General features: G+C 75.0%; 1 protein-coding gene (only partly in view). It reads left to right on the top strand.

Features of this window, described 5'->3' with window-relative positions:
• A protein-coding gene (locus tag JO379_RS31010; RefSeq protein ID WP_209518048.1) for a type I polyketide synthase crosses the window boundary here: on the top strand, nt 1–26270 show its 5' portion. The gene runs 2113 nt beyond the window's last position; only the first 26270 of its 28383 coding nucleotides appear in the window; its start codon is at nt 1–3; its stop codon lies beyond the right edge, outside the window.

The following is a 26270-nucleotide window of genomic DNA, read 5'->3' on the forward strand; positions in this document are numbered from 1 at the left end:
ATGGACAACGAACAGAAGCTCCGGGACTACCTCAAGCGAGCGACAGCCGACCTCCGACGGACACGGCAGCGGGTGCAGGACCTCGAGGCGGCCTCCCAGGAGCCCATCGCCATCATCGGCATGACCTGCCGCTACCCGGGCGGTGTGGCCGGCCCGGAGGACCTGTGGCGGATGGTCGAGGCCGGCGGGAACGGCATCACCGACTTCCCCACGGACCGTGGCTGGGACCCCGAGGCCCTCGCCGCCTCGCAGACCAATTCCGGTGGCTTCCTGCACGACGCGGCCGAATTCGACACCGGCTTCTTCGGGATCTCGCCGCGCGAGGCCGTGGCCATGGACCCGCAGCAGCGGGTGCTGCTGGAGTCGTCCTGGGAGGCCTTCGAGCGGGCCGGCATCGACCCCACCTCCATCCGGGGCACCCGGACCGGTGTCTTCATGGGCGCGATGGCCCAGGACTACCGCCTCGGCCCCGCCGACGGCGTCGAGGGCTTCCAGCTCACCGGCAACACCGGCAGTGTGCTGTCCGGCCGTATCTCCTACGTCTTCGGTGCCGTCGGTCCCGCCGTGACCGTCGACACCGCCTGCTCCTCCTCGCTCGTGGCCCTCCACCTCGCCGCCCAGGCGCTGCGCGCGGGCGAGTGCTCGCTGGCGCTGGCCGGCGGTGTCACGGTCATGGCGAGCCCCACGACGTTCGTCGAGTTCAGCCGCCAGGGCGGGCTGTCCGCCGACGGCCGCTGCCGCTCCTTCGCCGACTCCGCCGACGGCACCGGCTGGGCGGAGGGCGTCGGTGTGCTGGTGCTGGAGCGACTCTCCGACGCCCAGCGCAACGGGCACGAGATCCTCGCCGTGGTGCGCGGCTCGGCCGTCAACCAGGACGGCGCGTCCAACGGCCTGACCGCCCCGAACGGCCCCTCCCAGCAAGCGGTGATCCAGCAGGCACTGGTCAACGCCCGGCTGTCGGCCGACGAGGTCGACGTCGTCGAGGCACACGGCACGGGCACCACGCTGGGCGACCCCGTCGAGGCCCAGGCACTGCTCGCCACGTACGGCCGGGGCCGCGACGAGAGCCGGCCGCTGCTGCTCGGCTCGGTCAAGTCGAACATCAGCCACACCCAGGCCGCCGCCGGTGTCGCCGGTGTCATCAAGATGGTCATGGCCATGCGCCACGGCGTGCTGCCCAGGACCTTGCTGGTCGACGCCCCCTCCTCCCACGTGGACTGGTCCGAGGGCGCCGTCCGGCTCCTCACGGAGAACACCGCCTGGCCCGAGACCGGTCGGCCGATGCGCGCCGCCGTCTCCTCCTTCGGCATCAGCGGCACCAACGCCCACACCATCGTCGAGCAGGCCCCGGAGCCCGAGCCCGCGAACGAGACCGAGGGCCCGGCGGACGTCACCGTCGCCCCGGGTGTCGTGCCGGTGATGCTCTCCGGCCGCACCCGTGAGGCCCTGCGGGCCCAGGCCGGACGACTGCTGTCCGCCCTGACCGCCGACCCCCGGCCCGGCGTCCTCGACACCGCGTACTCGCTGGCCACCTCGCGCGCCGGCCTGGAGCACCGCGCCGTGCTCGTCGCCGCCGGACACGACGACGTCATCGCCGGGCTGACCGCCCTGGCCGAGGACCGCCCGGCGCCCGGCTGCGTGCAGGGCACCACCCGGGGCGAGGGCAAACTCGCCTTCCTCTTCTCCGGCCAGGGCAGCCAACGCCTCGGCATGGGGCGCGAGCTGTACGAGCGGTTCCCCGTCTTCGCCGCGGCGCTCGACGAAGCCCTCGCCGCACTGGACCTCCACCTGGACGGGTCGCTGCGCGACGTCATGTGGGGCGAGCGGGAGGAGGAACTGGAGCGCACCCGCTGGGCCCAGCCCGCCCTGTTCGCCGTCGAGGTGGCCCTCTTCCGGCTGACCCGGTCGTGGGGCGTCAAGCCCGACTTCCTCGCCGGCCACTCCATCGGCGAGGTCGTCGCTGCCCACGTCGCCGGGGTGCTGTCGCTGAGCGACGCGGCCGCCCTGGTCGCCGCCCGCGGCCGGCTCATGCAGGCACTGCCGGCCGGTGGCGCCATGGTGGCCGTCCAGGCCACCGAGGACGAGATCCAGCCGCTGCTGGCCGACCACACCGACCGGGTGTCCGTCGCCGCGGTCAACGGCCCGGGCGCCGTCGTCATCGCCGGCGCCGAGGACGCGCTCGCCTCCGTCGTCGCCCGCCTGGAGGCAGACGGCCGCAAGACCAAGCGACTGCGCGTCTCCCACGCCTTCCACTCGCCGCTCATGGAGCCGATGCTCGACGAGTTCCGCGCGGTGGTGTCCGGGCTGACCCTCCAGGCCCCGCTGATGCCGTTCGTGTCGAACGTGACCGGCGAGCCGGTGACCGTCGCCCAGGTCACCTCCACCGACTACTGGGTCGACCACGTCCGCCGGGCCGTCCGCTTCGCCGACGGCGTCGACTGGCTGCGCGACCACGGCGTGACCACCTTTCTGGAGCTCGGCCCCGACGGCGTCCTCGCCGCCATGGCCCAGAGCTGCCTCGACGAAGCCGGCGCCGACGACCGCGCCGCCCTGCCCCTGCTGCGCGCCGGCCGCCCCGAGGCCCAGGCCGCGACCACCGGCCTCGCCGGTCTCCACACCCGAGGCGTCCCGGTGACCTGGGGCGCCTACTTCGAGGGCACCGGAGCGCGCCGCGTCGACCTGCCGACCTACGCCTTCCAGCGGCGGCGGTACTGGCCCAAGGACAACCCCGGCCAGTCCGGCGACCTGCGCGCCGCGGGACTCGGCGTGGCACACCACCCGCTGCTGTCCGCGGCGGTCTCCCTCGCCGACTCCGACGGCGCCCTGCTCACCGGCCGGCTGTCGCTGCGCTCCCACCCCTGGCTCGCCGACCACGCCGTACGCGGCACGGTGCTGCTGCCCGGCACCGCCTTCCTGGAGCTGGCCATCCGCGCCGGCGACGAGGTCGGCTGCGACCGGGTCGAGGAGCTGACCCTCGCCGCCCCGCTGACCCTGCCCGAACAGGGCGGCATCCAGGTCCAGTTGTGGATCGGCAGCCCCGACGAGTCCGGCCGCCGCACCCTCAACGTCTACTCCCGTCCGGACGGTGCCGACGAACTGCCGTGGACGCAGCACGCCACCGGTGTGCTCACCGCCGGCGAGCACCGGGTGCCGTTCGACGCGACCGTATGGCCCCCGGCGGGCGCCGAGCCGGTGGCGCTCGACGGCCACTACGACCGCCTCGCGGAGGACGGGTTCGGCTACGGCACCACGTTCCAGGGCCTGCGGGCCGCCTGGCGGCTCGGCGGCGAGGTGTTCGCCGAGGTGAGCCTGCCCGAGGGCGGCGAGGCCGACGCGGGTGCCTTCGGCCTCCACCCCGCGCTGCTGGACTCGGCGCTGCACGCGGCCGGGTTCACCGACCTCGGCGCGCAGGGCCAAGGCGGGCTGCCGTTCTCGTGGGAGGGCGTGTCGCTGCACGCCACCGGCGCCACGGCGCTGCGGGTCCGGCTCGCCCCGGCCGGTGAGGGCACGGTCTCGATCGCCGTCGCCGACACCTCCGGCGAGCCGGTCGCCTCCGTCGACTCCCTGGTGCTGCGTCCGGTCTCGGAGCAGCGCCTCGGTGACGCCGGCGCGGCCCGCGACGCGCTCTTCCGCCTGGACTGGGCACCGGTACGGGCCGAGGCGGCCGCGCCGGAGTCGGTGGCCCTGGTGGGCTCCGACGCCCTCGGCCTGGCCGGCGCCCTGCCGGGCGCGGTGCTCCATCAGGACCTGGCGTCCTTGACGGCTGCTGACGCGGCGATACCGGCCGTGGTGCTGATCCCCGCCGCCGGTGAGGCCGGTGACCAGACCATCGGCTCCGCGCACGCGCTGGTCGCCCGGACCCTGCGCCACCTTCAGGACTGGCTGGCCGACGAGCGGTTCGTCGGCTCGCGCCTGGTGTTCGTCACCCGGGGCGCCCTGGGCGGCGGCGACCCGGCCGCGGCCGCGGTGTGGGGTCTGGTGCGCTCGGCGCAGACGGAGAACCCCGGCTGCTTCGGCCTGCTGGACCTGGAGACGGAGACCGGCAACGACGCTTCGGCCGCCGCGCTCACGCGGGCGCTGGCCTCCGACGAGCCGCAGCTGGCCGTCCGCGCGGGCGAGCTGAAGGCCGCGCGCCTGGCCCGGGTGCCGGTGTCGGACGCCGTGTCCGGGGCAGCCGTATGGGACGCCGAGGGCCGGGTGCTCGTCACCGGCGGCACCAGCGGCCTGGGCGCGGTCGTGGCACGGCACCTGGTGACCGAACACGGCGTGCGACGGCTGCTGTTGGTGAGCCGCCGGGGCCCGGCCGCCGACGGCGTCCCGGACCTGGTCGCGGAGCTGGCGGAGCTGGGCGCCGAGGCCGTGGTGGCCGCCTGCGACATCGCCGACCGTGAGGCTCTCGCCGACCTGCTGGACCGGCACCCGGTCACCGCCGTGGTGCACGCGGCGGGTGTCCTCGACGACGGGGTCATCGCCTCCCTGACGCCCGAGCGCGTCGACGCGGTGCTGCGTCCGAAGGCCGACGCGGTGTGGAACCTGCACGAGCTGACCCGCGACGCGGACCTGACCGCCTTCGTGGTGTTCTCCTCCGTCGCCGGCACCTTCGGCGGTGCCGGCCAGGGCAACTACGCCGCAGGCAACGCCTTCCTCGACGCGCTCGTCCAGCGGCGCCGCGAGGAGGGCCTGCCCGGCGTCTCCCTGGTGTGGGGGCCCTGGGACCAGTCCGGTGGCATGACCGGCACGCTCACCGAAGCCGATCTCCAGCGGCTGGCCCGTGCGGGCATGCCCGCGCTGTCGGCCGAGCAGGGCCTCGCGCTGTTCGACGCGGCCCTGGCCACCGACGAGCCCGTCGTCCTGCCGGTCCGCCTCGACCTGTCCCTGTCCGCGTTCCGCGCGAGCGGCGACGTACCGCCCCTGCTGCGCGGCCTCATCCGTACCCGCGCCCGGCGCGCCGCCGTGGCCGGATCGAGCACCGCCACCGGCCTCGTGCAGCGCCTGGGACGGCTGGCCGACGCCGACCGTGACGAGGCCCTGCTGGATCTGGTGCGCGGTCAGGTGGCCCTGGTGCTCGGGCACGCCGACGCCGAGGAGATCGACGTCGCCCGCCCGTTCCGCGACCTCGGCTTCGACTCGCTGACCGCGGTCGAGCTGCGCAACCGGCTGAACACCGTGACCGGGCTCCGGCTGCCCGCCACCCTCGTCTTCGACTACCCGAGCGTGCGCACCCTGGCCGGGTACGTCCTCGACGAGCTGCTCGGATCGGAGGCCGCCGTCACCGCGCCCGCCGCGCGGGCCGTGGACACCGACGACCCGATCGTGATCGTGGGCATGGCCTGCCGCTACCCGGGCGGCGTGACGTCGCCGGAGGACCTGTGGCGGCTCGTCACCGAGGGCACCGACGCGGTCTCCGGCTTCCCCGCCAACCGCGGCTGGGACGTCGACGGCCTGTACCACCCCGACCCCGACCACCCCGGCACCGCCTACACCCGCTCGGGCGGTTTCCTGCACGACGCGGGCGAGTTCGACCCCGCCTTCTTCGGCATGAGCCCGCGCGAGGCGCTCGCCACCGACTCCCAGCAGCGCCTGCTGCTGGAGGCCTCCTGGGAGGCCGTCGAGCGCGCCGGGATCGACCCGGTGAGCCTGCGCGGCAGCCAGACCGGTGTCTTCGCCGGTGTGATGTACAGCGACTACAGTGCCGTGCTCGCCGGTGGTGACTTCGAGGGCTTCCAGGGCAGCGGCACCTCCCCGAGCCTGGTCTCGGGCCGTGTCTCCTACACCTTCGGCCTCGAAGGCCCGGCCGTCACCGTCGACACGGCCTGCTCGTCGTCGCTGGTGACCCTGCACCTGGCCGCTCAGGCCCTGCGGGCGGGCGAGTGCTCGCTGGCGCTGGCCGGCGGTGTGACGGTCATGTCGACGCCGTCGGTGTTCGTCGAGTTCTCCAAGCAGCGCGGGCTGTCCGCGGACGGCCGCTGCAAGGCGTTCTCGGACGCGGCCGACGGCGTCGGATGGTCCGAGGGCGTCGGTGTGCTCGTCGTCGAGCGGCTCTCCGACGCCCGCCGCAACGGCCACCCCGTGCTCGCGGTCGTGCGCGGCAGCGCCATCAACCAGGACGGCGCCTCCAACGGCCTGACGGCCCCCAACGGCCCCTCCCAGCAGCGCGTCATCCGCCAGGCCCTCGCCAGCGGCGGCCTCACCCCCGCCGACGTCGACGCCGTCGAGGCCCACGGCACCGGTACCACCCTCGGCGACCCGATCGAGGCCCAGGCCCTCCTGGCCGCCTACGGGCGGGACCGCGACGCGGACCGGCCGCTGCTGCTCGGCTCGGTGAAGTCCAACATCGGCCACACCCAGGCCGCCGCCGGTGTCGCCGGCGTCATCAAGATGATCATGGCGATGCGCCACGGCGTCCTGCCGCGCACCCTGCACGTCGACGCCCCCTCCAGCAAGGTCGACTGGACCGAGGGCGCCGTCGAGCTGCTCACCGAGCAGACCGCGTGGCCCGAGACCGGCCGCCCCCGCCGGGCGGGCATCTCCTCCTTCGGCATCAGCGGCACCAACGTCCACACCATCATCGAGCAGCCCCCGGCCCCCGCTCCCGAGCGCACCGCCCCGGCCGCCCCGAACGCCACAGCCGTGGTCCCGTGGCTGATCTCCGGCCGCACCCGTGACGCCCTCCGGGCGCAGGCGGCACGCCTGCGGTCCTACGTCGAGGCGCGCCCCGAGCTGGACCCCGCCGACATCGCGCACTCCCTGCTGACCACCCGCTCCCGCTTCGACCAGCGCGCCGCCGCGGTGGCGGGCGACCGGGACGCGCTGCTGCGCGCGCTCGCCGCACTGGCCGCCGACCGGCCCGACGCCCACCTCGTCGAGGGCGAGGCCGCCCACCCCGGCAGGACGGCGTTCCTCTTCGCCGGCCAGGGCGCGCAGCGCCTCGGCATGGGCCGCGAACTGTACGAGCGCTTCCCCGTCTTCGCCGAGGCCCTCGACGCGGTCCTCACCGAACTGGCCCCGCGCCTGGAGGCCCATCTGGACCGTCCGCTGCGCGAGGTGCTCTTCGCCGCCGCGGACTCGGCCGACGCCGCCCTCCTGGACCGTACGGGCTGGACCCAGCCCGCGCTCTTCGCCGTCGAGGTGGCGCTGTTCCGCCTCGTGGCGTCCTGGGGCGTCGCCCCCGACTACGTCACCGGGCACTCCATCGGCGAAATCGCCGCCGCGCACGTCGCGGGCGTCCTGACGCTCACCGACGCCTGCGCGCTGGTCGCCGCCCGCGCCGGACTCATGGAGGCGCTGCCGGCCGGTGGCGCCATGGTGGCCGTCCAGGCCACCGAGGAGGAGGTCCTGCCGCTGCTGACCGACGGGGTCTCGATCGCCGCGGTCAACGGACCGGCGTCGGTCGTCGTCGCCGGTGACGAGGACGCCGCCCGGGACATCGCCGACCGCCTCGCGGCGGAGGGGCGCAAGACCAGGCGGCTGCGGGTCAGCCATGCCTTCCACTCGCCCCGCATGGACGCGATGCTGGACGACTTCCGGCGCGTCGCCGAGTCGCTGACCTACGCGGCACCGGCCATCCCCCTGGTGTCGAACCTGACCGGGCGGCTCGCCACCGAGGAGGAGCTGCGCTCCCCCGACTACTGGACCCGGCACGTGCGCGGCGCCGTCCGCTTCGCCGACGGCGTCCGCACCCTGCGCGACGCGGGCGTGAGCACCTTCGTGGAACTCGGCCCCGACGGTGTGCTGTCCGCCATGGCACAGGACACCCTCGGCGACGAACACGGCGCCCTGCTCGTCCCCGTGCTGCGCGCCGACCGCCCGGAGGAGCAGACCGTCACCGCGGCGCTGGCGCGCCTGCAGGTGCACGGCGTGAGCGTGGACTGGTCCGCCTTCTTCGCGGGCTCCGGCGCCCGCCGGGTGGACCTGCCGACGTACGCCTTCCAGCGCGAGTTCTACTGGCCGCAGGGCCCGTCCCCGGTGACCGTGACCGCCGACGCGTCCGCCGACCCCGCACACCAGCGGCTGTGGGCCGCCGTGGAGCGGGGCGACGCCGATGAACTGGCCGCCATCCTCGGTCTGGCGGACGAGCAGGTCTCCTCGCTCGGCTCGCTGCTGCCCGCCCTGTCGTCCTGGCGCCAGGGCAACCAGGAGAAGGCCCTCCTCGACACCTGGCGCTACCGGGTCGAGTGGACCCGGCTGCGCGGGGCCGCCGCCCCGGCGGCGGACGGCAGCTGGCTGCTCGTCACCACCGACGGGACCGACGGCGCGCTCCACGACGTCCTGCTCGCCGCGCTGAACGCCCACGGCACGCAGGCCCGCTCCCTGGTGCTCGACGACGCGTGCGCCGACCGGGGCGTCCTCGCCGAGCGGCTCACCGCCTTGGAGGACGCCGAGGGCCTCACGGGCGTCCTGTCCCTCCTCCCGCTCGACGAGCGCCCGAGCACGGCCTGCCCGCCGCTCACCACCGGACTCGCCCTGACGGTCGCCCTCACGCAGGCACTCGGCGACAGCGGGCTCGGCGCCCGGCTGTGGACCGCCACCCGCGGCGCCGTGTCGACCGGCCCCGCCGACCCCGTCACCCGGCCCGCCCAGGCCGCCGCGTGGGGCCTCGGCCGTGTCGCCGCCCTGGAGTACCCGCGGGGCTGGGGCGGACTCGTCGACCTGCCCGAGGTGCTCGACAAGCACGCCGTCCAGCGCCTGCTGGGCGTCCTGGCCGGCCTCGACGGCGAGGACCAGGTGGCGGTCCGCGCCTCCGGCCTCTCCGGCCGCCGCCTCGCCCGCGCCGTCGCCGGGGACCTGCCCGCCGAGACGGCCTTCACCGCCCGCAGCACCGTGCTGATCACCGGCGGCACCGGGGCGCTCGGCGCCGACGTCGCCCGCTGGCTCGCCCGCTCCGGCGCCGAGAACCTGGTGCTCACCAGCCGCCGCGGCCCCGACGCCCCCGGCGCGGACGCACTCCGCGCCGAACTTCAGGCGCTGGGCTCCCGCGTCGAGATCGTCGCCTGCGACGTCGCCGACCGCGACGCGCTGGCCGCGGTGCTCGCGGGCGTGCCCGAGGAGCTGCCGCTGACCGGTGTCGTGCACACCGCGGGCGTCGGCCAGGCCGCACCCCTGGAGCAGACCCCCGTCGCCGCCTTCGCCGAACTGATGTCGGCCAAGGCCGCGGGCGCGGCCAATCTCCACGCCCTGCTCGGGGACCGCGAACTCGACCTGTTCGTCCTCTTCGGCTCGATCGCCGGTGTCTGGGGCAGCGGCGGCCAGAGCGCCTACGGCGCCGCCAACGCCTACCTCGACGCCCTGGCCGAGCACCGCCGCGCCCACGGCCTGGCCGCGACCTGTGTGGCCTGGGGCCCGTGGGCCGAGGCCGGCATGGCCGTCGACGACGCCATCTCCGACAGCCTGGTCCGCCAGGGCCTGGGCTTCCTCACCCCGCGGTCCGCCATGACCGAACTGCGGCGCGCGGTCGTCCAGGGGGACGTCACCGTCACCGTCGCCGACGTCGACTGGGAGCGCTACTTCCCGCTGTTCGCCGCGATGCGCCCCAGCGCGCTGCTCGCCGACCTGCCCGAGATCCGCGACCTGCGGCTGAGCACCGAGCACGAGACGGGTGCCGCCTCCGAGTACGCCGCACGCCTGCGCGCCCTGGGCGCGGAGGAGCGGGAGCGGCTGCTGGTGGACCTGGTCCGCGACGAGGCCGCCGCGGTCCTCGGCCACGACTCGGCGGACTCCGTCCCCGGACAACGGGCCTTCCGCGAGGCCGGGTTCGACTCGCTGACCGCCGTGGAGCTGCGCAAGCGCCTCGGCACGGTCACCGGTCTCACCCTGCCGGCCACCATGGTCTTCGACTACCCCACCCCGCTGGCCCTGGCGCGCTACCTGGGCGCCGAGATCCTCGGCGCCGGCATCGACGTGGCCGGCCCGGTCGCCACCTCGGCGGCGGCCGACGACGAACCGATCGCGATCATCGGCATGAGCTGCCGCTACCCGGGCGGGGTCACCTCGCCCGAGCAGCTCTGGCGGCTCGTCGCGGACGGCGTGGACGCCATCTCGGAGTTCCCCGCCAACCGCGGCTGGGACACCACCGGCCTCTACGACCCGGACCCCGACCGGGCCGGCACGACCTACACGACGCAGGGCGGATTCCTGCACGAGGCCGGCGAGTTCGACCCCGGCTTCTTCGGGATCTCCCCGCGTGAGGCGCTGGGCATGGACCCCCAGCAGCGACTGCTGCTGGAGACCACCTGGGAGGCCGTCGAACGGGCCGGCATCGACCCCGCCTCGCTGCGCTCCAGCCTGACCGGCACGTTCATCGGCTCCAGCTACCAGGAGTACGGCCGCGGCGGCGCCGAGCCCGGCTCCGAGGGCCACATGGTCACCGGCAGCCAGCCCAGCGTCCTCTCCGGCCGGGTCTCCTACGTCTTCGGCCTGGAAGGCCCGGCCGTCACCGTCGACACGGCCTGCTCGTCGTCGCTGGTCGCCCTGCACCTGGCCTGCCAGTCGCTGCGCAACGGCGAGACGACCCTCGCGGTCGCGGGCGGCGTCACCGTCATGACGACCACCGACCCGTTCGTGGCCTTCAGCCGCCAGCGGGCCCTGGCCACCGACGGCCGGTCCAAGGCGTTCGCCGAGGAAGCGGACGGCTTCGCGCTCGCCGAGGGCGTCGGCATCCTGCTCGTCGAGCGGCTCTCCGACGCCCGCCGCAACGGCCACCCCGTCCTCGCGGTCGTGCGCGGCAGCGCCATCAACCAGGACGGCGCGTCCAACGGTCTGACCGCCCCCAACGGCCCCTCCCAGCAGCGCGTCATCCGCCAGGCCCTCGCCAACGCGCGACTGACCCCCTCCGACGTCGACGCGGTGGAGGCCCACGGCACCGGCACCCCGCTCGGCGACCCCATCGAGGCCCAGGCACTCCAGGTCACCTACGGCCGTGACCGCGACGCGGACCGGCCGCTGCTGCTCGGCTCGGTGAAATCCAACATCGGCCACACCCAGTCGGCCTCCGGCGTCGCCGGCGTCATCAAGATGGTCATGGCGATGCGCCACGGCCTGCTGCCGAAGTCGCTGCACAGCGACAACGCCTCTTCCCACGTCGACTGGTCGGCCGGTGCGGTCGAGCTGCTCACCGAGCCGGTCGCCTGGCCGGCGGGGGAGCGGCCGCGCCGCTGCGCGGTGTCGTCCTTCGGCATCAGCGGCACGAACGCGCACGCGGTCCTGGAGGAAGCACCGCGGGACGGGGAACCGGCGGCCGAGGAGCCCGCCGCCCCGGCGGCCGACAGCGACGTGCTGCTCCCCTGGGTGGTGTCCGCGCGCAGCGCACCCGCCGTACGGGACCAGGCGGCGAGCCTGGCGTCGGCCGTGGAGGCCGAGCCGGGTTGGCGCCCGGCCGACGTCGCCTTCTCCCTGACGTCGGCACGCTCGCTGTTCGAACACCGCGCGGTCGTCGTCGGCACGGACCGCGAGGAGCTGCTGACCGGACTGCGGGCCGTCGCCGCCGACGCGTCGTCGCCCGCCGTCGTGCGCGGTGCCGCGGACGTCGACGGCAAGACGGTGTTCGTGTTCCCCGGCCAGGGTTCGCAGTGGGTGGGCATGGGCGCCCGCCTGCTGGCGGAGTCGCCCGTCTTCGCCGAGCGCATCGCCCAATGCGCCGATGCCCTCAGCCCGTTCGTCGACTGGTCGCTGACCGACGTCCTGCGCCAGGCACCGGACGCCCCCTCCCTGGAGCGGGTCGACGTCGTCCAGCCGGCATCGTTCGCGATGATGGTGTCGTTGGCCGCGTTGTGGCAGGAGCACGGCGTGCGTCCCGACGCCGTGGTGGGTCATTCGCAGGGTGAGATCGCGGCTGCGGTGGTGTCGGGTGCGTTGTCGTTGGAGGACGGCGCGCGGGTGGTGGCGCTGCGCAGTCAGGCGATCGGCCGTCGGCTGGCGGGCCGTGGCGGGATGATGTCCGTCGCGCTGCCCGTGGCCGAGGTCGAGGGGCGCTTGGGTGGTTTCGCGGGCCGGGTGTCCGTCGCCGCTGTCAACGGGCCGCGTTCGGTGGTGGTGTCCGGTGACCCGGAGGGTCTGGACGAGCTGACCGCGCGGCTCACGGACGAGGGTGTCCGGGTGCGGCGGATCGCGGTGGACTACGCCTCGCACTCCGCGCAGGTCGAGGACCTGCACGAGGAGTTGCTGTCCGAGCTGGGGCCGATCCGGCCCCGCGAGTCCGACGTGCCGTTCCTTTCGACGGTCACCGGCGCGTGGCTCGACACCAGCGGCATGGACGCCGAGTACTGGCATCGCAACCTGCGCAACACCGTCGAGTTCGAAGCGGCCGTACAGTCGCTCCTCGGCACCAACCACCGGGTGTTCGTGGAGGTCAGCTCCCACCCGGTGCTGACCGTCGGCGTCCAGGACATGCTCGACGACGCCACCGGCCAGGGGCTGGTGACCGGCACGCTGCGGCGTGACGAGGGCGGCCTGCGGCGGTTCCTGACCTCGCTGGCCGAGGTGTTCGTCCGGGGCACGGACGTCGCATGGCCGGTGGACCTCACCGCCGCCGGTGCCCGCCGCGTCGACCTGCCCACGTACGCCTTCCAGCACGAGCACCTGTGGATCGTGCCCTCCGAAACCGACCGGACGGCCACGACGGACCCCGCCGACGATGCCTTCTGGGCGGCCGTCGAGCAGCAGGACGTCTCCGCCCTCACCTCGAGCCTGCACATCGACGAGAAGTCCCTCGCCGCCGTGCTGCCCGGACTGTCGTCGTGGCGCCGCCAGCGGCGTGAGCAGTCCGCGCTGGACGCCTGGCGTTACCGCGTGGCCTGGTCGCCGCTGAGCGGTGTGCCGCAGGTTTCGCTGTCGGGCACCTGGCTGGTGGTCGGTGCCGAGGGCATCGCGGACGACGACGTGGTGGCCGCGCTGAGCGGCCAGGGCGCCGAGGTGCGCCGTCTGGTCCTGGACGAGTCCTGCGTCGACCGCGCCGTTCTCGCGGCCCGGCTGCGGGACGCCGGCGACGTCACCGGCATCGTCTCGGTGCTGGCCGCGGCCGAGCAGCCCTGTGCCGCCCACCCGGCGCTGGCCTCCGGCCTCGCGCTGACCGTGGCGCTCGTCCAGGCCCTGGGCGACGCGGGCATCGACGCGCCGCTGTGGTGCGTGACCCGTGGCGCGGTGTCGACCGGCCGTTCGGACCTGGTCACCAACCCGGTGCAGGCGCAGGTGCAGGGCGTCGGCTGGACGGCCGCGCTGGAACACCCGCAGCGCTGGGGCGGCATGATCGACCTGCCCGGAACGCTCGACGAGCGCGCCGGACAGCGCCTGGCCGCCGCCCTCGCCGGCACCACCGGCGAGGACCAGCTCGCGATCCGCCCCTCCGGCGTCTTCACCCGGCGGGTGCTCCCCGCCCCGGCCGGCGAACCGAACCCCGACCGTGCGTGGTCGCCCCGGGGCACCACACTGATCACCGGCGGCACGGGCACCCTCGGCCCCCACATCGCACGATGGCTCGCGGGCCAGGGCGCCGAGCGCCTCGTCCTCGTCAGCCGCAGCGGCATGAACGCCCCCGGCGCCGCCGAGCTGGTGGCCGAACTCGCCGAACAGGGCGCCGAGGCCTCCGTCGTCGCCTGCGACATCACCGACCGCGACGCGCTCGCCGAACTGATCGCCGGCCTGAAGGCCGACGGCCACACCATCCGCACGGCCATCCACACCGCCGCCGTCATCGAGCTGCACTCCCTGGCGGAGACCACCATGGAGGCCTTCGCCAAGGTCGTCCACGCCAAGGTCGCCGGGGCACAGAACCTCGACGAACTGCTCGACGACGCCGAGCTGGACGCCTTCGTCCTCTTCTCCTCGGCCGCCGGCATGTGGGGCAGCGGACAGCACGCCGCCTACGTGGCGGGCAACGCCTTCGTCAGCGCGCTCGCCGAGAACCGCCGCGCCCGCGGGGTCACCGCCACGTCCCTGCACTGGGGCATCTGGGCCGACGACCTCGGCCTCGGCCGGGTCGACCCCGACCAGATCCGCGGCAGCGGCCTGGAGTTCATGGACGCCCGGCTGGCGCTGGCCGGCATGCGGCGCGCCCTGGACGACGACGAGACGGTGCTCGCCATCGCGGGCGTCGCCTGGGACACCTACCACCCGGTGTTCACCTCCGGCCGTCCCACCACGCTCTTCGACGAGGTGCCCGAGGTCCGCCGACTGGCCGAGGCCGCCGAGAGAAGCGTGCGCAAGGGCGGCGAAGGGGAGTTCGCGGCCCGGCTGCGGGCCCTCCCGGCCGTCGAGCAGGAACGCCAACTGCTGGAGCTCGTCCGCTCCGAGGCGGCGGGCGTCCTCGGCTACACCTCGGCCGAGGCACTGTCCGACCAGCGTGCCTTCCGTGACGTCGGCTTCGACTCGCTGACCGCCGTGGGCCTGCGCAACCGCCTCCGGGAGATCACCGGGCTGCGGCTGCCGACGACCATGGTCTTCGACTACCCCACCCCCCTCGCGCTCGTGGAGTTCCTGCGCGCCGAGATCGCGGGCACGGACATCGCCGCGGCCGCCCCGGCGGCCTCCGCCGCACTCACCGACGAGCCGATCGCCATCGTCGGAATGAGCTGCCGCTACCCCGGCGGGGTCGGCTCGGCGCAGGCGCTGTGGGACCTCGTCATGAACGGCACCGACGCCGTCTCCGGCTTCCCCGCCGACCGCGGCTGGGACGCCGAGGGGCTCTACGACCCGGACCCCGACAGCCACGGCAAGACCTACTCCGTCCAGGGTGGATTCCTGCGGGACGTCGCGGACTTCGACGCCTCCTTCTTCGGCATCTCCCCGCGTGAGGCCCTGGCCATGGACCCCCAGCAGCGGCTGCTGCTGGAAACCGCCTGGGAGGCACTCGAAGGCGCCGGCATCGACCCCGACTCCCTGCGGGGCAGCTCGACCGGCACCTTCATCGGCGCGAGCTACCAGGACTACGGCACCGGCGCCGCCAACGCCACCGAGGGATCCGAGGGCCACATGGTCACCGGCACCCTCTCCAGCATCCTCTCCGGCCGGGTCTCCTACCTCTTCGGCTTCGAGGGTCCCGCGGTCACGCTCGACACGGCCTGCTCCTCCTCGCTGGTCGCCATGCACCTGGCCTGCCAGTCGCTGCGCAACGGCGAGAGCTCCCTCGCCCTCGCCGGCGGCGTCAGCATCATGGCCACCCCGAACGCCTTCATCGGCTTCAGCCGCCAGCGCGCCCTCGCCGTCGACGGCCGCTGCAAGGCGTACTCCGACGACGCGGACGGCATGACCCTCGCCGAGGGCGTCGGCCTCGTCCTGCTGGAGCGGCTCTCCGACGCCCGCCGCAACGGCCACGAGATCCTCGCCGTGGTGCGCGCCAGCGCCATCAACCAGGACGGCGCCTCCAACGGTCTGACGGCCCCCAACGGCCCCTCCCAGCAGCGCGTCATCCGCCAGGCCCTCGCCAACGGCGGCCTCACGCCCGCCGACGTCGACGCGGTCGACGGACACGGCACCGGCACCGCCCTGGGCGACCCGATCGAGGCCCAGGCCCTGCTGGCCACCTACGGCCAGGACCGCGAGCGGCCGTTGCTGCTCGGGTCGGTCAAGACCAACATCGGCCACACCCAGATGGCCTCCGGCGTCGCGAGCGTCATCAAAATGGTCATGGCGCTGCGCGAGGGCGTCCTGCCGAGGACGCTGCACGCCGAGACCCCCTCGTCCCACGTGGACTGGTCGGCCGGCGCCATCGAGCTGCTGACCGAGCCGGCCGCGTGGCCCGAGACCGGGCGTGCCCGCCGGGCCGGTGTGTCCTCCTTCGGACTCAGCGGCACCAACGTGCACACCATCCTCGAACAGGCACCCCTTGCCGACGAACCGGCGGCGCCCGCGAGCGGGCCCGCGCCCGGCATCGTGCCCCTGACGCTGTCCGCCAAGAGCGACACCGCCCTGCGCGCCCAGGCCGACCGGCTGCTGTCCCTGCTCGCCGAGCGGCCCGGACTCCACCTCACCGACCTCGCCTTCTCCCTGGCCACCTCCCGGACCGGCTTCGACCGCCGGGCGGGCGTCGTGGCGGGGGAGCGCGAGGAACTGCTGCGCGGCCTCGCCGCCCTGCGCGACGGCACCACCGCCCCGGGCGTCCGCACGGGCACCGCCGGCCGTGGCCGGCTGGCGTTCCTCTTCACCGGACAGGGCAGCCAGCGCCCCGGCATGGGCCGGGAACTCTACGAGCGGTACCCGGTGTTCGCCGACGCGCTGGATGCGGTGATCGCCCGGATGGACACCGCCCTCGACCGCCCCCTGCGCGAGGTGGTCTTCGCCGGGGACGGCACGCCCGAGGCGGAGCTGCTCGATGCGACCGGCTACGCCCAGCCCGCCCTGTTCGCCGTCGAGGTGGCACTCTTCCGCCTCGTCGAGTCCTGGGGCATCCGCCCCGACTACCTCGCCGGGCACTCCATCGGCGAACTCGCCGCCGCGCACGTCGCCGGGGTGCTGTCCCTGGAGGACGCTTGCGCCCTCGTGGCCGCGCGCGGCCGGCTGATGCAGGCCCTCCCGGCCGGGGGTGCCATGGCGGCCGTCCAGGCCACCGAGGACGAGGTCCTCCCGCTGCTGGCCGACCACACCGACCGGGTGTCCCTCGCGGCCGTCAACGGCCCCTCCTCGCTGGTCGTCTCCGGCGACGAGGACATCGTGGTGGACCTCGCCGCCCGCTTCGAGGCCGACGGGCGCAAGACCCGGCTGCTGCGGGTGAGCCACGCCTTCCACTCGCCGCTGATGGACGCGATGCTCGACGACTTCCGCCGCGTCGCCGAAGGCGTCACCTACCACGCGCCCGCCATCCCCTTCGTGTCCAACACCACCGGCCGGCTCGCCACCGCCGAGCAGGTGTGCTCCCCGGCCTACTGGGTGCGCCACGTCCGCGACGCGGTCCGTTTCGCCGACGGCGTGAACTGGCTGGCCGAGCACGGCGTACGCACCTTCCTGGAACTCGGCCCCGACGGCGTGCTCTGCGGCATGGCCCGCGAGAGCCTCGCCGACGACCCGCACACCGTGCTGGTCCCCCTGCTGCGCCGGGGCCGCCCCGAGGAGTCGGCACTCACCGCCGCGCTCGTCGACGCCCACGTGCACGGGGTGTCCGTGGACTGGTCCGGTTTCTTCGCGGGTTCGGGTGCGCGGCGGGTGGAGTTGCCGACGTACGCGTTCCAGCGGGAGCGGTTCTGGCCGGAGGTGGTTGCCGCTCCGGTGGCCGGGTCGGTGGATCCGGTGGATGCCGAGTTCTGGTCGGCGGTGGAGCGGGAGGATCTGGGTTCGCTCGCTGATTCGCTGGAGCTGGACGGGGAGACGGTGACGGCGATGGTGCCGGCGCTGTCGTCCTGGCGCCGCCGCCGTCGTGAGCAGTCCGTCGCGGACGCCTGGCGCTACCGGGTCACCTGGAAGCCGCTCACCGCACCCGCCACCGCCGCACCGCGCGGCACCTGGCTCCTCCTCGTCCCGGCCGGCTCGGAGACGGACCCCTGGACGGGCGCCCTGACCGATGGCCTCGGCGTGGAGACCGTCCGCGTCGAGGTGACCGCACCCGACCGCACCGCCCTCACCGGGCGGCTGCGCGAACTGCTCGACGCAGGCGCCCGGTTCGAGGGCGTCCTGTCACTGCTCGCGCTCACCGACGACGAGGCGGCCGGACACCCCGGCGTGCCCGCCGCACTGGCCCTGACGGCCACGGCCGTCCAGGCCGCGGGCGACGCCGGACTCGACGCGCCCCTGTGGTGCGTCACCCGCGGCGCCGTCTCCGTCGGCCGCTCCGAGCACCTCCAGGACCCCGCACAGGCGGCGGTCTGGGGACTCGGCCGCGTCGCCGCCCTGGAGAACCCGCAGCGCTGGGGCGGTCTCCTCGACCTGCCCGAGCAGCTCGACGCCCACACCGCCCGCCGTATCGCGGGCGTCCTCGCCCGGACCGACGGCGAGGACCAGGTGGCCGTCCGCGCCTCCGGCGTCTTCGTCCGCCGACTCGCCCACAGCCCCGCCGCGGACCGGCCCGTACGCCGCGTGTTCGCCCCGACCGGCACCGTGCTGATCACCGGCGGCACCGGCGGACTCGGCGGCCACGTCGCCCGCTGGCTCGCCCGCAGCGGCGCACAGCACCTGCTGCTCACCAGCCGCCGCGGCCCGGACGCCCCCGGCGCCGACGCGCTGCGCGCGGAACTCGAGCAGCTGGGCGCCGACGTCACCGTCACCGCCTGCGACGCCGCCGACCGCGACGCGCTCGCCGCCGTACTCGCCGGCGTCCCCGCCGACCGGCCGCTCACCGCGGTCATTCACACGGCGGGCGTCGTCGAGGACGGCGTCCTGGCCGACCTGACGCCGGAGAACTTCTCCGCCGTCATGAACGCCAAGGCCGTCTCGGCCCGCAATCTGCACGAGCTGACCCAGGACACCGCCCTGTCGGCGTTCGTCCTGTTCTCTTCCACGGCCGGTACCCTCGGCGCCGCCGGACAGGGCAACTACGCCGCCGCCAACGCCTACCTGGACGCCCTCGCCGAGCACCGCCGCGCCGCCGGCCTGACCGCGACCTCCCTCGCCTGGGGCCCCTGGGCCCAGTCCGGCATGGTCGCCGTCGACGCCGACGTCGAGAGCCGCGTACGCCGCGGCGGCTTCGCACCGCTCGCACCCGAGCGGGCCGTCGCCGCCCTGAAGCAGGCCATCGAGCACGACGACACCGTCGTCGCCCTCGCCGACATCGACTGGAGCCGCTACGCCGCCACCGTCGCGGCCGTCCGGCCCGCCCCGTTCGTCGCCGACCTGCCCGAGATGCGCCGGGCCACCACGACCGGCACCGCGGCGGACCCCGCCACCGGCGGCGAACCCGCGCTGCGCAGCCGCCTCGCGGAGCTGCCCGAAGCCGACCGCGGCCGGTTCCTGGTGGACCTGCTGCGCACCCAGGTGGCCGCGGTCCTCGGCCACACCGACGCCTCACGGGTGGAGTCCGACCGGGCCTTCAAGGACCTGGGCTTCGACTCGCTGACCGCCCTCGAACTGCGCAACGGGCTCGCCGCGGCCACCGGCCTGAGCCTGCCCGCCTCCCTGGTCTACGACCACCCGACCCTGCTGGAGCTGTCACGGTTCCTGCTGGCCGAGATCGCGGGCACGCTGCCCGCCGCCGTGGCGACGGCACCCGCCGCCTGCCCCGCCGACGACGACCCGATCGCGATCGTCGGCATCGGCTGCCGCTTCCCCGGCGGCGTGTCCTCCCCGGAGGACCTCTGGCGTCTGCTCGCCGACGGCCGCGACGGCATCTCCGCCTTCCCGGCCGACCGGGGCTGGGACCTCGGCGCCCTCGCGGCCGGCGCCTCCGCCACCGCCGAAGGCGGATTCCTCACCGGCGTCGCCGACTTCGACGCCGCCTTCTTCGGGATCTCCCCGCGCGAGGCCCTGGCCATGGACCCCCAGCAGCGGCTGCTGCTGGAGACCACCTGGGAGGCCCTGGAGCGGGCCGGCATCGACCCCGCGTCGCTGCGCGGCTCCCGCACTGGCGTCTTCGTCGGCACCAACGGCCAGGACTACCCCACCCTGCTGCGCCGGTCGGCCTCCGACGTCCAGGGCTACGTGGCGACCGGCAACACCGCCAGCGTCATGTCCGGCAGGCTCTCCTACACGCTCGGCCTGGAAGGCCCGGCGGTCACCGTCGACACCGCCTGCTCGGCGTCGCTCGTCGCCACCCACTGGGCGGCCGGCGCCCTGCGCTCCGGCGAGTGCGAACTGGCGCTCGTCGGCGGCGCGTCGGTGATGTCCGGCCCCGACTCCTTCGTCGAGTTCAGCACCCAGGGCGGCCTGGCCCCCGACGGCCGCTGCAAGGCCTTCGCCGACGGCGCCGACGGCACCGCCTGGTCCGAGGGCGTCGGCATCCTCGTCCTGGAACGCCTCTCCGACGCCGTGCGCAACGGACACGAGGTCCGTGCCCTCGTGCGCGGCACCGCCGTCAACCAGGACGGCGCCTCCAACGGCCTCACCGCGCCCAACGGCCCGGCCCAGCAGCAGGTCATCCGCCAGGCCCTGGCCGACGCGGGTCTGACCGCCGCCGACGTCGACGCCGTCGAGGCACACGGCACCGGCACCACGCTCGGCGACCCGATCGAGGCCCAGGCGCTGCTCGCCACGTACGGGCAGGACCGCGAGCGGCCCCTGCTGCTCGGCGCGGTGAAGTCCAACATCGGTCACACCCAGGCCGCCGCCGGCATGGCGGGCGTCATCAAGATGGTCCTGGCCATGCGGCACGGCACCCTGCCGAAGACCCTGCACATCGACGCGCCGTCGTCGCACGTCGACTGGTCGGCGGGCGCCGTCGAGCTGCTGACCGAGCCGGCCGAGTGGCCCGAGACCGGGCAGCCGCGCCGGGCGGGTGTCTCCGCCTTCGGCGTCAGCGGCACCAACGCCCACGTCATCGTCGAGCAGGCACCGCCGGCCCAGGCCGCCCCTGAAGCCGGGCCCGTGCCCGCGAGTGCACCCGCCGTCGTGCCGTGGGTCGTCTCCGGCCGGACGCGCGAGGCGCTCGACGAGCAGATCGAGCGGCTCACCTCCTTCGCCGCCGGGCACCCTGAACTGTCCCCGGTGGACGTGGGGTACTCGCTCGCGAGCGGCCGCTCCGCCTTCGGGCACCGCGCGGTGCTGCTGGCCGGCGCCGACGGGGTGACGGAGGCCGCGCGCGGCCCGCGCGCCGCCACAGGCACGTCCGCGTTCCTGTTCTCCGGACAGGGCAGCCAGCGGACCGGCATGGGCCGCGAACTCTATGAGCGCTTCCCCGTCTTCGCCGAGGCCCTGGACGCCGTCCTCGCCCACCTGGACCTGGAACTGGACCGCCCGCTGCGGGAAGTGCTGTTCGCCGAGGCAGGCAGCGACGAGGCGGAGCTGCTGGACCGTACCGGCTTCACCCAGCCCGCGCTGTTCGCCGTCGAGGTCGCGCTGTACCGCCTCGTCGAGTCGTGGGGCATCACCCCGGACTTCGTGGGCGGCCACTCCATCGGCGAGATCACCGCAGCCCATGTGGCCGGTGTGTTCTCCCTGGAGGACGCCTGCCGGCTGGTCGCCGCCCGCGCCACGCTGATGCAGGCGCTGCCGGCGGGCGGGGCGATGCTCGCGGTGGAGGCCACCGAGGACGAGGTCACCCCGCTCCTGGCCGACGGCGTCACCATCGCCGCGGTCAACGGCCCGAACGCCGTCGTCGTCTCCGGCGCCGAGGAAGCCGTCCTGGAGACCGCCGGGCGGTTCGCCGCCGACGGCCGGCGCACAACACGGCTGCGGGTGAGCCACGCCTTCCACTCGCCGCTGATGGACCCGATGCTGGGCGCCTTCCGCGCGGTCGCGGACGGTCTGACCTACACGGCGCCGCGCATCCCCGTCGTCTCCAACCTCACCGGCGCTCTCGCCGACGCCGAGCAACTGTGCACCGCCGACTACTGGGTGCGGCACGTCCGCGAGGCCGTGCGCTTCGCCGACGGCGTCCACACCCTGCGCGCCGCCGGCGCGGTGACCTTCCTCGAACTCGGCCCCGACGGAGTGCTCTCCGCACTGGTCCGGCGCGCCCTCGACGGCCAGGAGCCCGAACCGGCCGTCGTGCCGGTGCTGCGCGGCGACCGGGGCGAGGAGCGGGCCGTGGTCACCGCGGCCGCCCGACTGCACGTGCACGGGGTGTCCGTCGACTGGCCGGCCCTGTTCGAAGGTTCCGGTGCGCGGCGGGTGGAGTTGCCGACGTACGCGTTCCAGCGGGAGCGGTTCTGGCCTGAGGCGATTGCCGCTCCGGTGGCCGGGTCGGTGGATCCGGTGGATGCCGAGTTCTGGTCGGCGGTGGAGCGGGAGGACCTCGGGTCGCTCGCTGATTCGCTGGAGCTGGACGGGGAGACGGTGACGGCGATGGTGCCGGCGCTGTCGTCCTGGCGCCGCCGCCGTCGCGAGCAGTCCGTCGCGGACGCCTGGCGCTACCGGGTCACCTGGAAGCCCCTCACCGCACCCGCCACCTCGCAGGGCCGCCGACTGGTGATCCTGCCTGCCGGGTACGCCGACGACGCGTGGCTCACCACCGCCGTCACCGCGCTCGGCGAGGACACCGTCCGCGTCGAGGCCGACCTCACCGACCGCGCCGCTCTGGCCGACCGACTGACGGCGATTCAGGAATCCGACGGCGCGTACACGGCGGTCGTGTCCCTGCTCGCCGCCACCACGGGGGACACCTCGCTCCCCGCGCCCGCGGCATGGCCGGCCGAGCTGCTGGAGGCGCTCGACGCCGCCGGGATCGAGGCGCCCCTGTGGTGCGTCACCCGCGGCGCGGTCTCCGTGGGCCGCTCGGAACCCCTGGTGAACACCGGCCAAGCCGCCGTGTGGGGCCAGGGCCGGGTGGCCGCGCTGGAGCACCCGGACCGCTGGGGCGGTCTGGCCGACCTGCCCGAGACCCTCGACGCGCGCACCGGTGACCGCTTCGCCACCGCGCTGGGCGGCCACGACGGCGAGGACCAGCTCGCGATCCGCCCCTCCGGGGTGTTCGCGCGGCGCCTGGTGCGCGCCGGCCGCTCCTCCTCCACCGCGTGGACCCCGTCCGGCACGGTGCTCGTCACCGGCGGTACGGGCGTGATGGGCGGCGACATCGCCCGCTGGCTGGCCCGGCACGGTGCCGAGCACCTGGTGCTCACCGGCCGGGACGGCGAGCGGGCTCCCGGTACCGCAGACCTCCAGGCCGAACTGACCGGGCTGGGTGCCACGGTCACGATCGCCGCCTGCGACCTCACCGGCGCCTTTGGCCGTGCCACCCTGACCGACCTGCTGGACGCCCTCCCGGAGGGGACCCCGCTGACCGCGGTCGTCCACGCCGACGAGGAGACCGGCACCGACGCCGCGGCCGCGCTCGCCGGGGTGACCACCCTCGACGCCGCACTGGGCGACCGGCCCCTGGACGCGTTCGTCCTCTTCAGCTCCATCGCCGGGGTCTGGGGCGTCCGCGGGCAGGGCGAAGGGGCCGCGGCCTGTGCCCTCCTGGACGCGTTCGCCACCCGCCGCCGCGCCCGGGGCGCCACCGCCCTCACCGTCTCCTGGGGCGCCTGGGCCACGACGACGGACCCGGGCATGACCGGGCACCTGCGACTGAGCGGCCTGCCCGTCCTGGACACCGAGGCGGCGCTCGCCGCCCTCGCCCACGCCGTCACCGACGACGACAGCGGCATCACCCTCGCCGACGTGCGCTGGGAGACCTTCGCACCCGCCACCACCGCCACCCGCCGCACCGCGCTCTTCGCGGAGCTGCCGGAGGCCCGTACGGCCGTCGAAGCCCTCACGCGCGGCAGCCGGGACGGGCAGTCCGCCGCGGACACGCTGCGGGAGCGGCTGCGTGCCCTGCCGGAGTCCGAGCGGTCCGCCGAACTCCTCGACGTGGTCCGCGACAAGGTCGCCGTGGTCCTCGGGCACGCGAGCGCCGACGCCGTCGACGCCGACCTGCCCTTCCGGGACCTCGGCTTCGACTCCCTGACCGCCGTCGACCTGCGCGGTCAGCTCACCACCGCGACCGGCCTCAGCCTGCCCGCGACCCTCGCGTTCGACCACCCCACGCCCGCCGTGCTGGCCGACCACCTCAAGGCCGAACTGCTCGGCGAGCTGACCGGGGCCCCCGGGACCACGGCCGACGCCCTGCCCACCGGACACCCGGCCGACGACCCCGTCGTGATCGTCGGCATGGCCTGCCGCTACCCGGGCGGGGTGCGCTCCCCCGAGGACCTGTGGCGGCTCGTCATGGCGGAGACCGACGCGGTGGGCGAACTGCCCACCGACCGCGGCTGGGACCTCGACGACCTGCTCTCCGGCGGGCCGGGCGGCCGCGGCCGCAGCGCCACCGGGCACGGCGGGTTCCTCTACGACGCCGCCGAGTTCGACCCCGGCTTCTTCGGGATCTCCCCGCGCGAGGCCCTGGTCATGGACCCCCAGCAGCGCATCGTGCTGGAGGCCGCCTGGGAGGCGCTGGAGCGGGCGGGCATCGACCCCGTCACCCTGCGCGGCACCGACGCCGGTGTCTTCGTCGGCGGCGGCAGCGGCGACTACCGCCCGCCGGTGGAGTTCGGGGAGTGGCAGACCGCCCAGTCGGCGAGCCTCCTCTCCGGCCGCCTCGCCTACAGCTTCGGACTGAACGGGCCCACCGTCTCGGTGGACACCGCCTGCTCCTCGTCGCTGGTCGCCCTGCACCTGGCCGCACAGGCCCTGCGCAACGGCGAGTGCTCCCTCGCGGTGGCCGGCGGCGTGACCGTCATGGCCACCCCGACCGGATTCATCGAGTTCAGCGCCCAGGGCGCGCTGTCCGCCGACGGCCGCTGCAAGGCCTTCTCCGACGCCGCCGACGGCACCGGCTGGTCCGAGGGCGTGGGCATGCTCGTCATCGAGCGCCTCTCGGACGCGCGGCGCAACGGCCACCAGGTCCTTGCGGTCCTGCGCGGCTCGGCCATCAACCAGGACGGTGCCTCCAACGGCCTCACCGCGCCCAGCGGCCCCGCCCAGCAGCGCGTCATCCGCCGCGCCCTGGCCGCCGCCGGACTGTCCACCACCGACGTCGACGCCGCCGAGGCACACGGCACCGGCACCAAGCTCGGCGACCCCATCGAGGCCCAGGCACTCCTCGCGACCTACGGCCAGGACCGGGAACGGCCCCTGCTGCTCGGCTCGCTGAAGTCCAACATCGGCCACACCCAGGCCGCGGCGGGCGTGGCGGGCGTCATCAAGATGATCCTCGCGATGCGCCACGGCACGCTGCCGAAGACCCTGCACGCCGACACCCCCACCACCCATGTGGACTGGACGGCGGGCGCGGTCCGGCTGCTCACGGAGACGACCGACTGGCCCGACGCCGGGCACCCGCGCCGCGCCGCCGTCTCGGCGTTCGGCGCCAGCGGCACCAACGCCCACGTGATCCTGGAGCAGGCGCCCGCGGCCGAGCCCGCCGCGGCACCCGCCGGACCCGTCCGGGACACCGGCACCCTCCCGGTCCTGGTGTCCGGCAAGACGCCCGGCGCGCTGCGCGCCCAGGCCCGCAGGCTCCTCGACCACGCCACCGCGAGCCCCGACGCGACCGTCGGCGACCTCGCGTACGCGCTGGCGACCACCCGGACCGCCTTCGAGCACCGGGCCGCCGTCCTGGCCACCGGCCGGGACACCCTCCTCGACGGCCTCACCGCGCTGGCCGCCGGGGACCTCGCCCCGCACGTCCTGGAGGGCGAGGCCGGCCGCACCGGCCGGACCGCGTTCCTGTTCTCCGGACAGGGCAGCCAGCGGCTCGGCATGGGCCGCGAGCTGTACGAGCGGTTCCCCGTCTTCGCCGACGCACTCGACGAGGTGCTGGCCCACCTCGACGTCAGCCTCGACCGCCCGCTGCGGGAGGTGATGTGGGGCGAGGACGCGCGGGCCCTCGACAACACCGGCTACGCCCAGCCCGCCCTGTTCGCCATCGAGGTGGCGCTGTTCCGCCTCGTGGAGTCCTGGGGCATCAGGCCGCAGTTCGTGGGCGGCCACTCCATCGGCGAAGTCGCCGCGGCGCACGCCGCGGGCGTCTTCTCACTGGCGGACGCGTGCCGCCTGGTGACCGCCCGGGCGGGCCTGATGAGGGCCCTGCCCACCGGCGGCGCCATGGTCTCCCTGCGGGCCACCGAGGACGAGGTCACCCCGCTCCTGACCGACGAGGTCGCGATCGCGGCGGTCAACGGCCCGAACGCCGTCGTCGTCTCCGGCACCGAGGAGGCGGTGCTCCTGATCGCCGGTCACTTCACGGACCTGGGACGCAAGACGACGCGCCTGCCCGTCAGCCACGCCTTCCACTCGCCACTGATGGACCCCATGCTGGACGGCTTCCGGCGGGTGGCCGAGGAACTGACGTACCACAAGCCCGTCGTGCCCGTCGTGTCGAACCTGACCGGTGAGATGAGCACCGGCGAGGACCTGTGCACGCCCGAGTACTGGGTGCGGCACGTCCGCGAGGCCGTCCGCTTCGCCGACGGCGTCCGCGCCCTCACCGGCCGGGGCGTGACCACCCTCCTGGAACTCGGCCCCGACGGGGTGCTGTCCGCCCTGGCCCGGGAGTCCGCACCGGAGACGACCCTCGCCGTACCGGTCCTGCGCAAGGGCCACAGTGAGGAGACCACCCTGGTCACCGCGCTGGCCCGGCTGCACCTCGGCGGCGTCGCACCCGACTGGTCCGCGTTCTACGCGGGCACCGGCGCCCGCCGGGCGGAGCTGCCGACGTACGCCTTCGAACACGCCCGCTTCTGGCCCGACGACCGGCCGGCGGCGTCCCAAGTAGCAGCAGA

Origin of the sequence: Streptomyces syringium (assembly GCF_017876625.1) — a bacterium.
Classification (GTDB): Bacteria; Actinomycetota; Actinomycetes; order Streptomycetales; family Streptomycetaceae; genus Streptomyces; species Streptomyces syringius.